Consider the following 17189-nt stretch of genomic DNA (forward strand, 5'->3'; position numbering starts at 1 on the left):
ACTCGGCCCGCGGGAACGGTGGTTCAGCCGCGCCTGCGGGCCGTGCGGAGCTCCGTCAGGTACCGCTTGGTGATCGTGCCGCCGTGGTCGCGGTCGATCAGACGGCCGAGCGCGGCGAGGAGTCCGGCGCGGGGCCCGGGGGCGAGGTCGCGGTGCCCCGAGTACGTGCACAGGAGCGCCAGGTACTGGTCCGTGGTGTACGTGGCGTCCCACTCGTAGCGATGGAAGACGGGCGGTTCGAAGCGGTCGGAGCCCGGCGCCGCCGCACTGTTCAGGTCCGTACGGACACCGCCCGATTCGGCGCTGTCGTACGGGATGTCGGCCGCGGGCCTCAGGCGCAGGCCGGGCGGTGTCGACGGGTCGAACCGTTCGTAGGGTTCCTGCGCCGCGGCGAAGAAGTCCTCGGTGCCGCCCTTGATGTGGTGGGTCGCGATCGTGGCGAGGACCCCGCCGGGGCGCAGCGCGGCGGCGGCCCTGGCGACCCGGACCCGGGGGTCGATCCAGGTGAACGCGGTCGCCGCGAGGACGACGTCGAACGGCTCGGGCGGCAGCGGCCACTCCTCGAACGCGGCGACGTGGATCTCGGTGTCGCCGTGTCCGGCGAGGCGCCGCCGGGCCACGGCGGCCATCTGCGCGCCGAGCTCCACCCCGACGACGCGGCACCCCCGCTCGGCCAGCGGCACGGTCGCCTGCCCGGTCCCGGGGCCGATCTCCAGGACCCGGCAGCCGGGGCCCACCCCGGCGATGTCGGCGAGGTCGTCGTACACGCGGGGCGGGTAGCCGGGGCGCATCCGGTCGTAGAGCTCGGCGTCCTCGGTGAAGGTACGGCGCAGCCGCTCGCGGTCCGTGGCGGAGGTCTCGGAAGTCATCGGGACACGCTACGGACGGCGAGGCGGGCCGTCACGCGCATTCGGGCACGGCGCCCCGCCGAGCGTCGTTCGGCCGGCCCGTGCCCGACCGGCCTACGACGTCACGTCGGTGACCCTCCAGCGCTGGTTCGCACCCGAGTTGGGCTGCCACGTGGTGACGGCGGCGCCGTCGTTCGTGGCCTGCCCGCCGACCTCGAGGAGCTTGCCGGTCCCGGCGTTGACCAGCGTGTACGTGCCGTCGCCGGTCGTCGACAGGATCCACTGGGTGGCGGCGTCCCGCTCGTCGGTGTCGGGTTCGACGACGGGGACGTCGCCGCGCACGGCGAGCCGCTTGCCGTCGGCGGCGCTGGTGAACACGTACCGCTTGCGGTGGGCGGCGCCAGGACCGCTGATCTGCGCGAGCCGCCACCGCTGACCGGCACTCGCGGCACCGGTCCTGATGACGAGCTTCGTGCCGTCGTCGGCGACCGTGACGTCCTTGCCGCTCTGTACGCCCGTGAGCGTGTACGTGCGGCCGTGCCGCAGTGCCGCCGCGTCCTTCGCGACCCCGGAGACGCCCTTGATCACGAACGTCGTCACCGACTGCGCGGGCACCGCGCAGACGACGGACGTGCCGGTGACCGCGAGCGGGGGCCGCGCGACGAGTTTGCCGTCGGCACTGGTCACGACCGGGGTGACGGTCGCATCCCGGCGCACGGAGGCGAACTTCGACAGGTCGAGTGTCACCGTGCGGGTGTCGGTGGTGCTGTTGACGTGCACGACGGTGGCGCCCTGGCCGGACCGGGTCACGGCCGCGGCGCTGTTGGGGTCGCCGACCTTGACGAGGCGGTCACCGGGCCTGATGTGGTGGGTGAAGTTCCGGGCGGTGTCGAACTTGGTGTTGGTGCGGACCGGGCAGGTCTCCAGGGTGTCGTCGGCGCCGGCGCTGAAGGAGACCTGGATCTCGCCCCAGTTGCCGCCCTTCGCCGACTCGCCGCCGGGCCTCATGTTGTCGTAGTCCTCGACGGGCTGCCAGAACACCCAGGCGGTGGGCTCCAGTTCGCGCAGGTCGTCGACGATGTGCTGGGCGAGGCCGAGCCCGGGACGCATGTCGGTGAAGGACTGTCCGTCGCCCCAGTCGCCCTCGACCTCGCTCATCCACAGCGGCTTGCCGGCCGCCTTGGCGAGGTCGCGGACGGTGGTGCGGCCGCCGGTCCCGTACGTGTGCACGTTCAACTGCCCGACGAGGTCCTTCACCGCGGCCGGGTGGCTGGTCCAGTTCGTGGCGAAGGTGGTCGGGTTGGTCTCGTCCATCGCCGAGACGACCGCGCGGGTCCGCGCCTTCCTCAGGGCGGCGTCGAGCGCGGGGATCACCTTCTGCTGGAGGGCGGGCCCGATGTGGCAGCCCTCCTGGCGTCCGCCGGTCGGCTCGCCGTCGGTGCCCAACCGGGTACCCCAGTAACTGGTGTTGGGCTCGTTGAACGGGTCGACCGTGTCGACAGTGATGCCGTGCGCCCGCTCCAGGCGGCGGGTCGCGCCCGCCAGGTAGGCGGCGAAGGCGTCGACGGACGCCTCCTTCAGCTGGTCCTTCGACGCGTCGAAGCCGCCGGAGACATAGCCGCTGACCGTCATGAAGTACGGCGCCGAGTTGGAGAACGTCTCCCAGTGGGTGATGCCGCCCTTGACGCGGTCCACCCACCAGCGCTGGGTGGCGTCGGCGTCCTCGTTCCAGTGGTCCGGGTTCGCCGGGTCCCACCAGTCGGTGTCGGTGCGGGTGGTGCCCTCGGGCGCCTTCCACCAGCCCTCGACGGCGCCGCCGGGCCGCAGGTAGTCCTTCACGTCGGGGGCGTTGCCGCCGCCTATGTTGTAGCGGGCTATGTTCAGGTTGAGCCCGTCACGGCCGAAGACCAGGTCGGCGATCCGCTCCCGGATCTCGTCCGGGTAGTGCCCGGTGGCGTTCGCGAACCAGACGAGGCTGGTGCCCCAGCCCTCGAACCGCTCGTGCGCGTACGAGGGGTCGGGGGTGATCGTGACGGTCGTACCGGCCGCGGCGGCGAGCCGGGCGAAGGACAGCTGGGTTCCGGCGGCCGCCGCCGTGGCGGCGGCGAGGCCGAGGAACCGTCTGCGATTCAAGCGCGCCAACGTGTGCTCCCAACGTCGTTGTGTGGGTGGTGGGTCGGTGGTGCGGGGGTTCGGGGACGGTCCCTCGGGATCCGGGGTCAGCCGGCGCTGCGGCGCAGCACGAGGACCTCGCGGGGCGCCAGGACGATCCCGTCGTCCCCGGTCTCCCGGCCGACGAGGACGTCACCGGCCACGCCGGGCAGCGGCACGCTCTCCTCGCTCCGGTTGACCAGGAACAGGTAGCGGCTGTCGGCGTCCCTGCGGACGACGAGTTCGACCGACCCGCGCGCGCTCTCCGGGAGTTCGCTGTCGACCCCGGCCGGCGCCAGGAGCTGGGGCAGGAGCGTGGCGAGGCCGTCGGCGCCGAGCCGCGTGGAGACGTACGCGGCCGAACCACGGCCCGTCGTGCGGCGGGTGACGGCCGGGCGGGAGGCGTACAGACCGGTGCGGTAGCGGGCCAGCACCTCGACGTCCGGCGCAGCGACCTCGATCCGGTCGGTCCACAGGCTGCCGGTGGTCGCGTTGTCGAGGCCGACGGTGTCGCCGTCGAGCAGCGGACCGAACTCCTCGATGCGCACCCCGAGCAGCTCGCGCAGGGCGCCGGGGTGCCCGCCGAGCCAGATGTGGTCGTTCTCGTCGACGACACCGGAGAAGTAGGTGGTGACGAGGTGGCCGCCGCCCTCCACGTACCGGGTGAGCTCCTTGGCGAGCGGCTGCGGCACCACGTGCAGGACCGGCGCGATCACAACGTCGTACGAGGACAGGTCGGTGCGGTGCACGGGCACGATGTCGGCGCGGACGCCGAGGCGCAGCAGCGCCGAGTACCAGTCGAGGGCCTCGCCGTGGTAGTCGAGGCGGGAGGTGGGGTGCGAGTCCTGCTCGCTGGTCCACCACGAGTCCCAGTCGAACAGGACGGCGACGCGGGCCGGTTCGCGGACGGACCCGGCGATCGGCGCGAGCGCCTCCAGCGTCCGGCCCAGCTCCACGACGTCGCGGAAGAGGGCGCTGTCCTCACCGGCGTGCGGCACCATCGCCGAGTGGTACTTCTCGGCGCCGGCGGCCGACTGGCGCCACTGGAAGAAGCAGACGGCGTCGGCTCCGTGCGCCACGTGCAGGAGCGAGTCCCGCGCCAACTCGCCGGGCTTCTTGGGCAGGTTGACGGGCTGCCAGTTGACGGCGCTGGTGGAGTGCTCCATCAGGAACCAGGGCCGGTGGCCCGAGATGCCGCTCGTCAGGTTGGCGGAGAAGGACAGCTCGTCGCGGTCCTGCGGCCCGGGGATGACGTAGTGGTCGTTGGCGACGAAGTCCACCTCGCCAGCCCAGTCCGCGTAGTCCATGCCCTTGGTCCCGGGCATCACCATGAAGTTGGTGGTGACGGGGACGTCCGGGGTCAGCTCCCGCAGCAGGTCGCGCTCGGCGAGCAGATGGTCCTTGAGCGCGTCGGACGAGAACCGCTTGAAGTCGAGCTGCTGCGTCGGGTTCGGGTGCGAGGCGGCGAGCCGCGGCGGCAGGATCTGCTCCCAGTCGCTGTAGCGCTGCGACCAGAAGGCCGTCCCCCAGGCGTGGTTGAGGGATTCGAGGGTCGTGTACCGGTGGCGCAGCCAGGTGCGGAAGGCGCGGGCGGCGTCGTCGGAGTAGTCGTAGACGTTGTGGCAGCCGAGCTCGTTGTTGACGTGCCAGGCGACGAGCGCGGGGTGGTCGGCGTACCGCGTCGCCAGCTCCCGTACGAGACGCAGGGCGTGCTCGCGGAAGACCGGCGACGTGGGCCGCCAGTGCTGCCGGGCGCCCGGCCACAGCGTCTCGCCGGTCGCGGTCACCGGCAGGATCTCCGGGTGCGCGGTGGTGAGCCACGGCGGCGGGGAGGCCGTCGCGGTGGCGAGGTCGACGCCGATGCCGCCCGCGTGCAGCAGGTCCATCACGTCGTCGAGCCAGCCGAGGTCCCAGGTGTCGGCGGTGGGCTGGAGGCGCGCCCAGGAGAAGATCGCCAGGGAGACGACGTTCACCCCGGCCGCGCGCATCAGCCGGACGTCCTCCTCCCACACCTCCCGCGGCCACTGCTCGGGGTTGTAGTCGGCGCCGTAGCCGATCAGGCGAGCGCCGTCGGGGCCCTTCGCGTACGGGAAACGGGAGGTGCGGGGGGCGGTCATCAAGGTCCTTCCAGGTCCTTCCAGCGGTGCGGTGAAAAAGGTGCGAGGGCTACTTCTCGACGGTGAAGCCCTGCTCGTTGCCGTACTTCACGGACGCGTCCTGCCATGACGTCAGGCCGGCGGTCAGCTTCGTGCCGGAGATGTACGCCTTGCCGACGGTGTCGTTGAAGATCGAGTTGGCGTACACCTGGTACGGCAGGTACTTCCAGTCGCTGGGCACGGCCTTCGCGGAGTCGGCGAAGATCTTGTTGGCCTTCTGGCCGCCGAAGTACGGGAACTCGGTGTCCTGGAACTTCCGCGAGTTCAGGTCCTTCGTGGTCGCCGGGAAGGCGCCGCCGTCGATCCGGGTCTGCACGCCCGCGCCGGCCGCGGTGAACTCGGTGAAGGCGTAGGCGAGTTCCTTGTTCTTGGCGAGCGAGGGCATGGCCAGCGAGCTGCCGCCGTTCTCCGCGCTCTTGTTCTCGCCCTTGGTCCACTGCGGCATCGGGGCGACGCGCCAGTCGCCGGAGGCGTTCTTCACGCCGGTGGTGAAGTTGCCGGGCATCCAGGCGCCGGTGGGCAGCGTGGCGATGGTGCCGTCGCCGAGGCCCTTGTACCAGTCGTCGGTCCAGCCGGTGACGGGCGCGACGAGCTTCTCGTCGATGAGCTGCTGCCAGGTGTCCGTGTACTTCTTGGCGCCCGCGTCGGAGAAGTCGATGCCGACCTTGGTGCCGTCGACCTTGTAGGGGCGCGAACCGGCCTGCCACAGCAGGCTGGTGGTCAGACCCGCGTCGCCGACGTCACTGGTGATGTACGCCTTGGGGTTGGCCTTGTGCAGCGTGCGGCCGGCCTCGACGTACTCCTCCCAGGTGGTCGGGACGGCGATCTTGTACTTGTCGAAGACCTTCTTGTTGTAGAAGAGCGCCATCGGGCCCGAGTCCATGGGCAGGCCGTAGATGCCGCCGCCGGACTGCACCGAGTTCCACGGGCCGGGCGAGTACGTGCCGTCGAGCTTGCCCGCGCCGTACGCCTTCAGGTCCGTGACGCCCTTGGTCAGCGCGTACTGGCCGATGGCGTAGTACTCGATCTGCGCGACGTCCGGGACGCCCTTCTTCGCCGAGATGGCGTTCGTCAGGGCCTTGTACTGATCGTTGCCGGTGCCCGCGTTGACCACCTTCACGGTGACGTTCGGGTACTTCTTCTCGAACTGGGCGGCGACCGTCTTCACGGTGGGGTCCCACGCCCACACGGTGACCGTGCCGCCCTTCTTCAGCGCGGCCGAGATGTCGGCCGAGCCGACCTTCTTGTCACTGGAGCCGTCGTCGTCGGAGCCGCCGCAGGCGGTGGCACCGAGGGCGAGCGCGGCGACGAGACCTATGCCGCGCAGCAGGCGGCGGGAGTGCTTGGGCATGGCGTTGCTTCCACTTCGTCGTGGTCCTACAGAGGGTGGTTACGAACAGCAGAGATGAGCGGCGGGCGGCGGGGCGTCTACTCCTTGACGCTTCCGGCGGACAGGCCCGACTGCCAGTACTTCTGGAGTGACAGGAAGGCGGCGACCAGCGGCACGATGGTGAGCAGCGAACCGGTGACGACGAGGTTGAACACGGCCTCGCCGCCGGCGGTCTGGGCCTGCTTGTTCCAGGCGTCGAGGCCCAGCGTCAGCGGGTACCAGTCGGGGTCCTTGAGCATGATCAGCGGCAGGAAGTAGTTGTTCCATGTCGCGACCGTGGTGAAGAGCAGGACGGTGACCGTGCCGGGCGCGAGCAGCGGCAGGGCGACCTGGAAGAAGGTGCGCAGCTCACTGGCGCCGTCGATACGGGCGGCCTCCATCAGCTCGGTGGGGATGGCCTCGGTGGCGAACACCCACATCAGGTAGAGGCCGAACGGCGAGATCAGCGACGGGATGATGACGGCCCAGGGGGTGTCGGTCAGGCCGATCTTGCTGAACATCAGGAAGGTCGGCACGGCGAGCGCCGTGGTGGGCACCGCGACCGCTCCGATGACGACCGCGAACACGGCGCGCTTGCCGGGGAAGTCGAACTTGGCGAGGGCGTAGCCGCCGAGCACGGCGAGCAGGGTCGCGCCGCCCGCGCCGACCACCACGTACATCAGGGTGTTGAGGAGCCAGCGCAGGAAGACGCCGTCCTGGTAGGTGAAGGTCTCGGTGATGTTGTGCCACAGGTCGATGTCACGGTCGAACCAGAGGCCGAACGAACGGGACAGCCCTTCCTGGGACTTGGTGGCGCTGAGCACCAGCCACAGCAGCGGCAGCAGGCTGTAGACGAGTACGACGGCGGTGAGCACGGTCAGCAGGACGCTGCGCCGGGGCCGGCTCGGGGAGTACGGGCGGCGCGGGGTGCGCAGCCGCGGGGCCGCCTGCTTCGGGGGCGCGGCGGGGCGGGTGGCGGTGGTGCCGGTCGATCCAGTCATGCCGGACATGAGGGGTCACGCTCCCTTGCGCATGCCGCGCAGCTGGACGACGTAGGCGACGACCATGGTGATGACGCCCATGACGATGGCGACCGTCGCGGAGTAGTTGTGCTGCTGGCCGGAGAAGGACAGCGAGTACGTGTAGTAGTTCGGGGTGTAGTCCGTGGTGATGGCGTTCGGCGCGAGCTTCTGGAGGATCGCGGGCTCGTTGAAGAGCTGGAAGCTGCCGATGACCGAGAAGATCGTGGCGATCACGAGGGCGCCGCGGATGGCGGGGAGCTTGATCGACGCGATGACGCGCCACTGCCCGGCGCCGTCGATCTCCGCGGCCTCGTACAGGGACTGCGGGATGACGCGCAGCGCGGCGTAGAAGATCAGCATGTTGTAGCCGACGAACTCCCAGGTCACGATGTTGCCGATGGACGCCAGGATCAGGCCGGAGGAGAGCGGGTCGGGCAGGGTGACGCCGAAGGCGTCGTTGATGTCGCCGACGAGCCCGAAGCGCGGCCCGTACATGAAGCCCCACATCAGCGTGGCGACGACGGCGGGCACGGCGTACGGCAGGAAGACGGATATCCGGAAGAAGTCCTTGCCGTAGAGGCGGCCGCTGTCGATGGCGAGCGCGACGAGCAGCGCGATGCCGAGCATGATCGGCACCTGGACGAGCAGGAAGAGTCCGACGCGCAGGACGCCGTCCCAGAACTGGCCGTCCTGGAGCGCCTGTTGGTAGTTCTCCAGGCCCACGAACCGGGTGCCGCCGATGAGTTGGGTGCGGAACAGGCTCAGGTACACGGAGTACGCGAGCGGCGCCAGGAAGACGAGCGCGAAGACCAAAACGAAGGGGCCGATGAACCCCCATCCCGTCCACGAACGGCGCGCCCTGCGCGTCGGCGGCCCGGCCGGACGGGGCCCTGCGGCCGCCGTCGGTTGAAGCGTCGTCATCTCGCGTCCCTCGCTTGTGCACTCTCGCGGATGGTGCCCCTGATGTTTGCGTGAACATCGCGGCGTGCGGACGACCGACGGCTGTTATGTTTACGTAAACATTCGGTGGCGGCATGTCTACACTGCCCCGATGACGACGGTCAAGAGTCGCTCGGCACGAGACCGGACCGAGACCGGAACGACAGGTGAGGGAGACGTGGCAGCAACCGACAGCGGCCCGACGCGGGGAACGGCCGGCGGCCGGCGCCGTACACAGAACGCGTCGATGGCGGACGTCGCGCGGGTCGCGGGCGTCTCCTCGCAGACGGTCTCCCGCGTCGCGAACGGTTTCCCGGGCGTCAACGAGGAGACCCGCGAGCGCGTCCTCGCCGCGATGAAGGAGCTCGGCTACCGCCCCAACAGCGCGGCGCGGGCGCTCAAGCGGGGCGACTTCCGCACCATCGGCGTCATCACCTTCACGCTCGCCACGACCGGCAACGTCCGCACCCTGGAAGCCATCGCGACGTCCGCCGCGCAGGAGGGGTACGCCGTGACGCTGCTGCCGGTCGCGGTCCCGACGCAGGACGAGGTGCGCGGCGCGTTCTCCCGCCTCGGCGAACTCGCGGTGGACGCGGTCATCGTCATCATGGAGGTCCATCTCCTCGACTCGGCGCGCCTGTCACTGCCGCCGCACGTCAAGGTCGTGGTCGCGGACTCGGACGCCGGGGACCGCTACGCGGTGGTGGACACGGACCAGGCGGGCGGCACGCGGGACGCGGTGCGGCACCTGCTGGACCTCGGCCACGACACGGTCTGGCACCTCGCGGGCCCGTCCGAGTCCTTCGCGGCACAGCGCCGAACGGACGCCTGGCGTACGGCACTTGAGGAGGCGGGCCGCACCGCGCCGCCGCTCGTACGGGGCGACTGGTCGGCGGAGTCGGGCTACCGGGCGGGCCTGGAGCTCGCCGAACAGGCGGAGTGCAGCGCGGTGTTCGCGGCCAACGACCAGATGGCGCTGGGTCTGCTGCGCGCCCTGAACGAGCGCGGCCGCCGGGTCCCCGACGACGTCTCGGTCATCGGCTTCGACGACATCCCGGAGTCGGGCTCGTTCCTCCCCCCGCTCACCACGGTCCACCAGGACTTCGCGGAAGTCGGCCGCCGCTGCGTACAGAGCGCGCTGCGGCAGGTGCGGGAGAGCGAGGAGGAGCGGGGGACGACGCTGGTGCCGACGCGACTCATCCTGCGCGCGAGCACGGGTCCCGCGCCGCGAGGCTGACGACAGGCTTCAGACGCTGACGCCGAGCCCTTCGAGGACCACGGCGCCGGGCAGCTCTGCGAGCGCCTTGCCGGGGACGATCAGCTTGCCGCGACGGGTGCCGCTGCCGATCAGGACGTACGGGAGGTCGGCGACGGCCGCGTCGACGAGGACCGGCCAGTCGGCGGGCAGGCCGATCGGCGTGACGCCGCCGTACTCCATGCCGGTCTCGCCGATGGCGGTGTCCATCGAGGCGAACGAGGCCTTGCGGGCGCCCAGCTGACGGCGCACCGCGCCGTTCACGTCGACCTTCGTCGTGGACAGCACGACACACGCGGCGAGGGTCGACTCGCCGCCCCGCTTGCCCGCGACGACCACGCAGTTCGCGGACCGGGCGAGGAGCTCGGGCCCGTAGTGCTCGACGAACGTCGCGGTGTCGGCCCACTGCGGGTCGGTGTCGACGTGGAACAGGTCCTGCGCGGGCACCGAGCCGCGCCACTGCCGTACGGCGTCGGCCACCGGGCGGGTGAGCAGGTCGAGGGCTTCGGGGGCCGGGAGGACGTGTTCGAAGGAGCCGAGAGGTGCGCGCATGGCGGCACGCTAACAGCCCTCGCGCGTCCGCCTTCCGGGTGTCTCAGCGTTCGAACGGCACCGAGACGGCCATCACCAGGGAGCAGGGCGCGGCGCCGTCGTTGCGGTACTCGTGCGGCACGTCCGCCTCGAACGTGACGCTCGCGCCCTCGGGCACCTGGTGGGCGACGCCGTCCACGACGAGGGTCAGCTCCCCCGCGGTGACGTGGAGCAGTTCGACGGTGCCCTGCGGGTGCGGGTCGGAGGGGCTGCCGTCGCCGGGCTGGAGGAACCAGTCCCACATCTCCAGGGGGCCGGGCGCCTCGGTCCCGGCGAGGAGGCGGTGGTAGCTGCCGGCCTCCGTGGACCACAGGCGGACCGCCTGCTCGGCGGGCACGATCCGCACCTTGGGGCCCTGTTCGTAGTCGAGCAGGGTGGTGATGCTGACGCCGAGCGCGTCGCCGATCTTGACGACCGTGCCGATGCTCGGGTTGGTGCGGGCCTGCTCGATCTGGATGAGCATGCCGCGGCTGACGCCGGCCCGGGCCGCGAGGGCGTCGAGGGTGAAGCCGCGCTCGGAGCGCCAGTGCTTGACGTTCCGGGCGAGGGACTGGGTCAGGAGATCGAGTTCCGGCACGTTCCGTCCAGGGAGTCTGCGCGGGCCCGCGACCGGGCCGAGGAGTCCAATATTTTGGATGACAGCGGTCACTACAGTGAACTACGGTGTGCTGCACCCTGATGTTCAGCAAACTGTACTGCGAGGTCCGTCATGACAGCACTCTTCGCCCTGGCCACCAGCCTCCTGTGGGGCCTGGCCGACTTCGGCGGCGGGCTGCTGACGCGACGGATCCCGGCGCTCACGGTCGTGGTCGTCTCGCAGTCCGTGGCCACGGTCGTCCTCGGCACGATCGTCGTCACGACGGGTGCCTGGAGCGAGGCGGGGCCGCAGCTCTGGTTCGCGGTCGCCGCGGGCCTGGTCGGCCCCGTCGCCATGCTCGCGTTCTACAAGGCGCTGGCGCTCGGCCCGATGGGCGTCGTCTCCCCGCTCGGCTCGCTCGGCGTCGCCGTGCCGGTCGGCGTCGGCCTGGTCCTCGGGGAGCGCCCCGGGCTGCTCCAGTTCGCGGGCATCCTGGTCGCCGTGGCGGGGGTCGTGCTCGCGGGCGGTCCGCAGTTGCGGGGCGCGCCGGTGCAGCGTCAGGCGGTGCTGCTCACGCTGGTCGCGGCGTTCGGCTTCGGCGCGGTGATGTCGCTGATCGCGGAGGCGTCGACGACGCTGACCGGCCTCTTCCTCGCCCTGTTCGTGCAGCGCGTGACGAACGTGGCGGCGGGCGGCGCCGCGCTGTACGTCTCCGCGAAGCGCGGCGGCCCGGTCCTGCCGGCGGAGGGCGGCCTCCGCCTGATCCGCTCGTCGCTCCCGGCGCTGGCCTTCGTGGGCCTGGCGGACGTGGCGGCCAACGGCACGTACTCGCTGGCCGCGCAGCACGGCCCGGTGACGGTGGCCGCCGTCCTCGCGTCCCTGTACCCGGTGATCACGGCACTGGCGGCCCGTGGCGTGCTGCACGAACGGCTGCGCGCGGTGCAGGCCGCGGGGCGGGACTCGCGCTGGTCGGTACGGTGCTGCTGGCCACCGGGTGACCCGGCTCAGACCCGGTAGCGCCGCAGCGCCGGCACCGCGCAGGCCAGGCCCAGCATCGTCACCACGACGAGGAGCCCGCCCCCGACCACCGCGGCGCGGGGTCCGAACGCCGAGCCGGCCGCGCCGTGCAGCACGTCGGCGAGACGGGGGCCGCCCGCGACGACGACCGTGAAGACGCCCTGCATCCGGCCGCGCATCTCGTCGGTCGCCGCCGACAGCAGGATCGCCCCGCGGAACACCATCGAGACCATGTCCGCGATCCCGGCGACCGCCAGGAACACCACCGCGAGCCACAGGCTGCCGCTCAGCCCGAACCCGGCGATGGCCGCACCCCACGCGACGACCGCGCCGATCACCATCCACCCGTGCCGCCGCGCCCGCGAGAACGTGCCGGAGAACAGTCCGCCGACCACCGCCCCGATCGGGATCGCCGCGAAGAGCAGACCGAGCGCGAGCCCTTCCCCGTACGGGGCGTAGGTCTCGGCGGCGAGCTGCGGGAACAGGGCCCGGGGCATCCCGAACACCATCGCGATGATGTCGGCGAGGAAGGACAGGAGCAGCACCTTGTGCAGGGAGATGTAGCGGAATCCGGCCGCGATCTCGCGCACGCCCGCCCGCCGCTTCACCGCGAGGTCCAGCGGCGGCAGCGCGGGCAGCCGGTACACGGCCCACACCGTCACGCACAGCGCGAGGGCGTCGATCAGATACAGCTCGGGCAGCCCGATGACGGGGATGAGGACACCGGCGAGCAGCGGGCCGACGACCTGGCCGGTCTGCATCACGGTCGAGCCGAGCGCGTTGGCAGCGGCCAGTTCCCCGGCGGGCACGAGCCGGGCGATGGAGGCGTTGCGCGCCGGGGCGTTGAGACCCCAGAAGGCCTGCTGCACGGCGAGCAGCACCATCAGGACGGCCACCGAGTCGAATCCCGCGGCGGCCTGGATCCAGAACAGGACCGAGGTCACCGCGATCCCGCAGTTGGTGATGAGGAGCAGTGTGCGCCGGTCCATCGTGTCGGCGACGGCGCCGCCCCACAGCGCGAAGACGATCAGCGGGAGCAGCCCGGCCATGCCGGCCGCGCCGACCCACGCCGACGACCCCGTGATGTCGAAGATCTGCTTCGGCACGGCGACGGCCGTGAGCTGGCTGCCGACGGCCGTGACGATCGTCGACGACCACAGGCGGCGGTACGCGGGGATGCGCAGCGGCCGGGTGTCCATGGCGAACCGGCGCCAGCCGCCCCGGGGCGGCGGACCACCCGGGTCCGGCTCGGCCTCGGGCTCGGGTTCGGCCGCCGCGCCCGTCCGCGGGTCGGTCCCTGTGGTGTTGTCGCTGCTGTCCACGGACTTCCTGGCTGTTCTCGTCGACGGTGGTCGGCTGTTCTCAGTGGCTGCTACATCTTTCGAATCCGGGGTTCACTATCGCAGCACCGACGGCGCCCCGGGCAGCCGCCCGTCTCAGGCCCCGGCCACCAGCATCGCGCCCATCACGAGCATCGTGGCGGCGACCAGTGCGTCGAGCACCCGCCAGGCGCCGGGCCGGGCCAGGAACCGGCCGAGCAGTCGCGCGCCGAAGCCGAGCGCGGCGAACCAGCACAGGCTGGCGAGCGCGGCACCCAGCCCGAACGTCCAGCGCAGCGCCCCCTGGTGGGCGGCGATGGACCCGAGCAGGAACACGGTGTCGAGGTAGACGTGCGGGTTGAGCCAGGTCATCGCGAGGCAGGTGAGGATCGCCCGCCGCCGGGACACCGACGCCTCCCCCTCGGCCCGCAGCGAGCCGCCCGGCCTGAGCACCCGCCGGGCGGCGAGGATCCCGTAGCCGATCAGGAACGCGCCGCCGATCCAGCCGACCGCGGTGATCGCCCCCGGCCACGCGACGACCACGGCCCCGACGCCGCCCACGCCCAGCGCGATGAGCAGCGCGTCGGACAGGGCGCAGATCCCGACGACGGCGAGGACGGACTGGCGGCGCACGCCCTGCCGCAGGACGAAGGCGTTCTGGGCGCCGATGGCGACGATGAGCGAGAGGCCGGTGCCGAATCCGGCGGCAGCGGCGGCGAGTGGAGCGGTCATGACCTCGACGCTACGGAGACGATCACCGCGCGTACAGCTAAAGATTTTTACGTACCATCAGCACTCGTGATGATTCCGGAGCTCCCCCTCGACCAGGTCCGCACGCTTCTGACGGTCGTGGACGAGGGCACGTTCGACGCGGCGGCCGCCGCGCTGCACCTGACGCCGTCCGCCGTCAGCCAGCGGGTCAAGGCCCTGGAGCAGCGCACGGGACGGGTGCTGCTCGTCCGTACGAAACCGGTGCGCCCCACCGAGTCGGGCGAGGTCGTCGTGCGGTTCGCCCGGCAGCTGACCCGCCTCGAACAGGACGCGTACGCCGAACTGGGCCTGAGCACCGACGACGGGCCGACGCGGGTGTCGGTCGCGGTCAACGCGGACTCCCTGGCGACCTGGTTCCTGGCCGCGCTGACCCGCGTACCGGAGCAGCCTCGCGTCTGCTTCGAACTGCGCCGCGAGGACGAGACCCGCACGGCGACGCTGCTGCGGGACGGCCGGGTGATGGCCGCGGTGACCTCGTCGCCCGACCCGGTGGCGGGCTGCTCGGTGCGCGCGCTCGGCAAGCTGCGCTACCTCGCCGCGGCGACCCCCGCGTTCGTGGAGCGATACCTCGACGGCCCGCTGTCGCGCGCGCTCGCGACCGCGCCGGTCGTCACGTTCGACCGCAGCGACGACCACCGGGACGCGTTCGTAAGGGCGTTGTCGGGCGGCCGGAGCGGGGCGAGCGCGGTGCGGCACGCCGTCCCCACGTCCGAGGGGTTCGTGGAGTCCGTCGCCCTGGGCCTGGGCTGGGGCATGGTGCCCGAGGTGCAGGCGGAGCCGCTGCTGCGCGCGGGCCGCCTCGTCGAGCTGGCCCCCGGCCGCCCGGTCGACGTCCCCCTGTACTGGCAGCGGTGGAAGCTCGACTCCCCGGCCCTGGCCGCCGTCTCCGACGCGATCCTGTCGGCGGCGGCCGAAGCGCTGCGCCCCTAGGGCCTGTCTCAGACAGGCCGTAGGCGCTCAGGCGCCCTCTTCCTCCCACTCGGCGAGAGCGAGCAGCTGTTCCGGGGTGATGTCGGACGGGATCGGCCGCGGCGCAGGCGTGCGCAGCGGCGGCTGCCATCCCGCCGCCGCGTCCCAGGTGCGGACGACCCGGGCGGGCGCCCCCGCGACCACGGCGTGGTCCGGGACGTCCCCGCGCACCACGGCACCGGCCGCGACCACGACGTTCCGTCCGATCCGCGCGCCCGGCAGGATCACGGCGCCGGTGCCGATCCAGCACCCCGCCCCGATCTCCACCGGCTCCATCCGCGGCCACTGCTTGCCGATGGGCTCGTGCGGATCGTCGTACGAGTGGTTGGTGGAGGTGATGTAGACGTACGGCCCCATGTACACGTCGCTGCCGACGCGCACGGTCGTGTCGGCGATGACATGGCTGCCGCGGCCGATGACGACACCGTCGCCGATCGTCAGGATCGGCTCGGGGCCGAGGTCCAGGTCGGGCATCAACCCGGCCGTCAGCGTGACCTGTTCACCGATGATGCAGTGCGCGCCGAGCCGGATCCACGGCTCACCGAACACGGTGCCCTGGGGGAAGGTCAGCTTCGTGCCGTGCCCGATGGCGCCGAACCGGTGCCCGCCCGGCTGCTCGGCCGTCACCGCTCCCCTGCGCTGGATCCACCGCCAGCCGGCCTGCACGACACGATGGGCGAGCGGGCCCCGCGCGGACCGCCCGCGGGACGAGAACGCGTTCCAGTTCATCGGCACGGCGCCACGTTACTCATCCGTACCGTCCGCCCCCACCTCGACGGCCTGTGATCTTCACCCCACAGGTACGGTTCGCTCAGGCGCGACGCACGTTCGATCACAAGGGAGCGACTCTCCATGGGAAACACGGCCCACGAGGCACTCGTCGCCGGTTTCGGCGGCAAGGAACCGAAGCTGGACGAGACGGCGTTCGCGGCGCCGACGTCCGCGCTGATCGGCGACGTCACGCTGCACGCGGGCGCGAGTGTCTGGTACGGGGCGGTGCTGCGTTCGGAGTTCGAGCCGATCGTGATCGGCCCCGACAGCAACATCCAGGACAACTGCACGGTGCACGTCGACGCCGGTTTCCCGGTGACGATCGGCGAGCGCGTCTCGGTCGGTCACAACGCGGTGCTGCACGGCTGCACGGTGGAGGACGACTGCCTGATCGGCATGGGCGCGACGGTGCTCAACGGCGCGGTCATCGGCGCCGGTTCCCTGGTCGCGGCCCAGGCGCTGGTCCCCCAGGGCATGGTGGTCCCCCCGGGATCGCTCGTCGCCGGCGTCCCCGCCAAGGTCAAGCGGGAGCTGACCGAGGAGGAGCGCGAGGGCCTCACCCTCAACGGCGCGGTGTACGTCGACCTGGCGAGGGCCCACAAGGCCGAGTACGCGTAGGCGGGCGGGGCGGCGACGTCAGTCGGCGACGACGACCGACGTCGACTCCGACTCGGGCTCGGTCTCCGCATCGGTCTCGGACTCGGCGTCGTGCTCGGCCGCGACCTTCGCCGCCCGCCGCTTCACCAGCAGCATCGACCCGATGCCGATCAGCGCGGCCAGCGCGAGACCCACGTACGAGAACCGCTTCAGCCAGTCCTCCGCGACGACGCCGACGTAGTAGATGACGGCGGTCGTGCCGCCGGCCCACACCACGCCGCCCAGGAAGTTGGCGATGAAGAACTTCCAGTACGGCATGTGCAGCACGCCCGCGAGCGGCCCGGCGAAGATCCTCAGCAGCGCGATGAAGCGCCCGAAGAAGACCGCCCACATGCCCCACTTCTCGAAGGACCGCTCGGCCGTGGCGATGTGCGCGGGCCCGAAGTGCTTGGGGAACTTGCGGCCGAGTTTGGCGAGGAGCGGCCGACCGCCCTTGCGTCCGATCGCGTACCCGATGGAGTCCCCGATGACGGCGCCCGCGGTCGCGCAGACGCCGAGCACCACCGGGTTCACGTCACCGTGCTGCGACGACAGCAGCGCCGCCGAGACGAGGACGATCTCTCCGGGCAGCGGGATGCCGAGGCTCTCCAGGCCGATGACACCCGCCACCAACGCGTAGATGGCGACGGCCGGAATCGTGTCGAGCCACTCCTGGACGTGCAACGCGGTCGCCTCCCGTACCCAAAATTCCGTGTGCCCGACGTGCGCTCCCCCGCTGCTCGCGCACGCCGGGCAGCCTACCTGCTCCCTATGACGCCGCCGAGTGCCAGAAGGTGC

Annotated in this window: 15 protein-coding genes and 1 pseudogene; 4 read left to right on the forward strand and 12 right to left on the reverse strand. The window is 71.6% G+C overall.

Features of this window, described 5'->3' with window-relative positions; translation table 11 throughout:
* Window positions 1-23: 23 nt before the first annotated feature.
* The 6 genes from V2W30_RS05605 to V2W30_RS05630 all read right to left on the reverse strand — a co-directional run bounded on the left by V2W30_RS05605 (window position 24) and on the right by V2W30_RS05630 (window position 8467).
* Window positions 24-869: a class I SAM-dependent methyltransferase gene (locus V2W30_RS05605; protein ID WP_338694146.1), complete on the reverse strand. Its 846-nt coding sequence runs from the start codon at window positions 867-869 to the stop codon at window positions 24-26.
* A gap of 93 nt (window positions 870-962) precedes the next feature.
* On the reverse strand, window positions 963-2990 hold the full coding sequence (locus V2W30_RS05610) for an RICIN domain-containing protein (protein WP_338694147.1): 2028 nt from the start codon (window positions 2988-2990) through the stop codon (window positions 963-965).
* A gap of 77 nt (window positions 2991-3067) precedes the next feature.
* A complete protein-coding gene (locus tag V2W30_RS05615) occupies window positions 3068-5116 on the reverse strand; it encodes a beta-galactosidase (protein WP_338694148.1) in 2049 nt (682 codons plus the stop codon).
* Window positions 5117-5165: 49 nt separating this feature from the next.
* Complete coding sequence (locus V2W30_RS05620; RefSeq protein ID WP_338694149.1) at window positions 5166-6506, reverse strand: sugar ABC transporter substrate-binding protein; 1341 nt, start codon at window positions 6504-6506, stop codon at window positions 5166-5168.
* Between the two features lie 77 nt (window positions 6507-6583).
* Entirely contained in the window at window positions 6584-7525 is a 942-nt protein-coding gene (locus V2W30_RS05625; protein WP_338703494.1) for a carbohydrate ABC transporter permease, read from the reverse strand.
* A gap of 15 nt (window positions 7526-7540) precedes the next feature.
* Window positions 7541-8467 carry a sugar ABC transporter permease gene (locus tag V2W30_RS05630; protein ID WP_338694150.1) on the reverse strand — a complete coding sequence of 309 codons (927 nt, stop codon included), beginning with the start codon at window positions 8465-8467 and terminating at the stop codon, window positions 7541-7543.
* Window positions 8468-8732: 265 nt separating this feature from the next.
* On the opposite strand from V2W30_RS05630, the gene V2W30_RS05635 reads away from it, so the two are divergent.
* A complete protein-coding gene (locus V2W30_RS05635) occupies window positions 8733-9722 on the forward strand; it encodes a LacI family DNA-binding transcriptional regulator (protein WP_338703495.1) in 990 nt (329 codons plus the stop codon).
* A gap of 9 nt (window positions 9723-9731) precedes the next feature.
* Here the strand turns inward: V2W30_RS05635 and V2W30_RS05640 are convergent, their stop codons facing one another.
* Both V2W30_RS05640 and V2W30_RS05645 read right to left on the reverse strand, forming a co-directional pair.
* Window positions 9732-10292 (reverse strand): YbaK/EbsC family protein, encoded by a 561-nt coding sequence (locus V2W30_RS05640; protein WP_338694151.1) that lies wholly within the window; start codon window positions 10290-10292, stop codon window positions 9732-9734.
* Window positions 10293-10335: 43 nt separating this feature from the next.
* Window positions 10336-10908, reverse strand: a complete 573-nt coding sequence (locus V2W30_RS05645) for an XRE family transcriptional regulator (RefSeq protein WP_338694152.1) — start codon at window positions 10906-10908, stop codon at window positions 10336-10338.
* 132 nt (window positions 10909-11040) lie between these two features.
* Between V2W30_RS05645 and V2W30_RS05650 the strand changes: the two are divergent.
* Window positions 11041-11906 (forward strand): annotated as a pseudogene (locus tag V2W30_RS05650) (EamA family transporter).
* A 6-nt stretch (window positions 11907-11912) separates the two neighbouring features.
* Here the strand turns inward: V2W30_RS05650 and V2W30_RS05655 are convergent.
* Complete coding sequence (locus V2W30_RS05655) at window positions 11913-13247, reverse strand: MFS transporter (protein ID WP_338694153.1); 1335 nt, start codon at window positions 13245-13247, stop codon at window positions 11913-11915.
* Between the two features lie 114 nt (window positions 13248-13361).
* Window positions 13362-13976, reverse strand: coding sequence for a LysE/ArgO family amino acid transporter (locus V2W30_RS05660; RefSeq protein ID WP_338694154.1), 615 nt, complete (start codon window positions 13974-13976; stop codon window positions 13362-13364).
* 69 nt (window positions 13977-14045) lie between these two features.
* On the opposite strand from V2W30_RS05660, the gene V2W30_RS05665 reads away from it, so the two are divergent.
* A complete protein-coding gene (locus V2W30_RS05665; protein ID WP_338703496.1) occupies window positions 14046-14945 on the forward strand; it encodes a LysR family transcriptional regulator ArgP in 900 nt (299 codons plus the stop codon).
* Between the two features lie 27 nt (window positions 14946-14972).
* On the opposite strand, the gene V2W30_RS05670 is transcribed toward V2W30_RS05665, so the two are convergent.
* Window positions 14973-15719: an acyltransferase gene (locus V2W30_RS05670; protein WP_425244487.1), complete on the reverse strand. Its 747-nt coding sequence runs from the start codon at window positions 15717-15719 to the stop codon at window positions 14973-14975.
* A gap of 117 nt (window positions 15720-15836) precedes the next feature.
* Between V2W30_RS05670 and V2W30_RS05675 the strand changes: the two genes are divergently transcribed.
* A complete protein-coding gene (locus V2W30_RS05675; protein ID WP_338694155.1) occupies window positions 15837-16373 on the forward strand; it encodes a gamma carbonic anhydrase family protein in 537 nt (178 codons plus the stop codon).
* Between the two features lie 18 nt (window positions 16374-16391).
* Here V2W30_RS05675 and V2W30_RS05680 read toward each other — a convergent pair whose 3' ends face one another.
* On the reverse strand, window positions 16392-17075 hold the full coding sequence (locus tag V2W30_RS05680) for a DedA family protein (RefSeq protein ID WP_338694156.1): 684 nt from the start codon (window positions 17073-17075) through the stop codon (window positions 16392-16394).
* Window positions 17076-17189: the final 114 nt, after the last annotated feature.

The sequence above is a fragment of the Streptomyces sp. Q6 genome (genome assembly GCF_036967205.1).
GTDB lineage: Bacteria > Actinomycetota > Actinomycetes > Streptomycetales > Streptomycetaceae > Streptomyces > Streptomyces citrinus.

Bases quoted from the DNA above. Each gene is read 5' to 3' on its own strand.
- V2W30_RS05605 (WP_338694146.1), bottom strand. From the start codon at position 869: ATGACTTCCGAGACCTCCGCCACGGACCGCGAGCGGCTGCGCCGTACC.
- V2W30_RS05615 (WP_338694148.1), bottom strand. From the start codon at position 5,116: ATGACCGCCCCCCGCACCTCCCGTTTCCCGTACGCGAAGGGCCCCGAC.
- V2W30_RS05620 (WP_338694149.1), bottom strand. From the start codon at position 6,506: ATGCCCAAGCACTCCCGCCGCCTGCTGCGCGGCATAGGTCTCGTCGCC.
- V2W30_RS05625 (WP_338703494.1), bottom strand. From the start codon at position 7,525: ATGACTGGATCGACCGGCACCACCGCCACCCGCCCCGCCGCGCCCCCG.
- V2W30_RS05630 (WP_338694150.1), bottom strand. From the start codon at position 8,467: ATGACGACGCTTCAACCGACGGCGGCCGCAGGGCCCCGTCCGGCCGGG.
- V2W30_RS05635 (WP_338703495.1), top strand. From the start codon at position 8,733: ATGGCGGACGTCGCGCGGGTCGCGGGCGTCTCCTCGCAGACGGTCTCC.
- V2W30_RS05640 (WP_338694151.1), bottom strand. From the start codon at position 10,292: ATGCGCGCACCTCTCGGCTCCTTCGAACACGTCCTCCCGGCCCCCGAA.
- V2W30_RS05660 (WP_338694154.1), bottom strand. From the start codon at position 13,976: ATGACCGCTCCACTCGCCGCCGCTGCCGCCGGATTCGGCACCGGCCTC.
- V2W30_RS05665 (WP_338703496.1), top strand. From the start codon at position 14,046: ATGATTCCGGAGCTCCCCCTCGACCAGGTCCGCACGCTTCTGACGGTC.
- V2W30_RS05675 (WP_338694155.1), top strand. From the start codon at position 15,837: ATGGGAAACACGGCCCACGAGGCACTCGTCGCCGGTTTCGGCGGCAAG.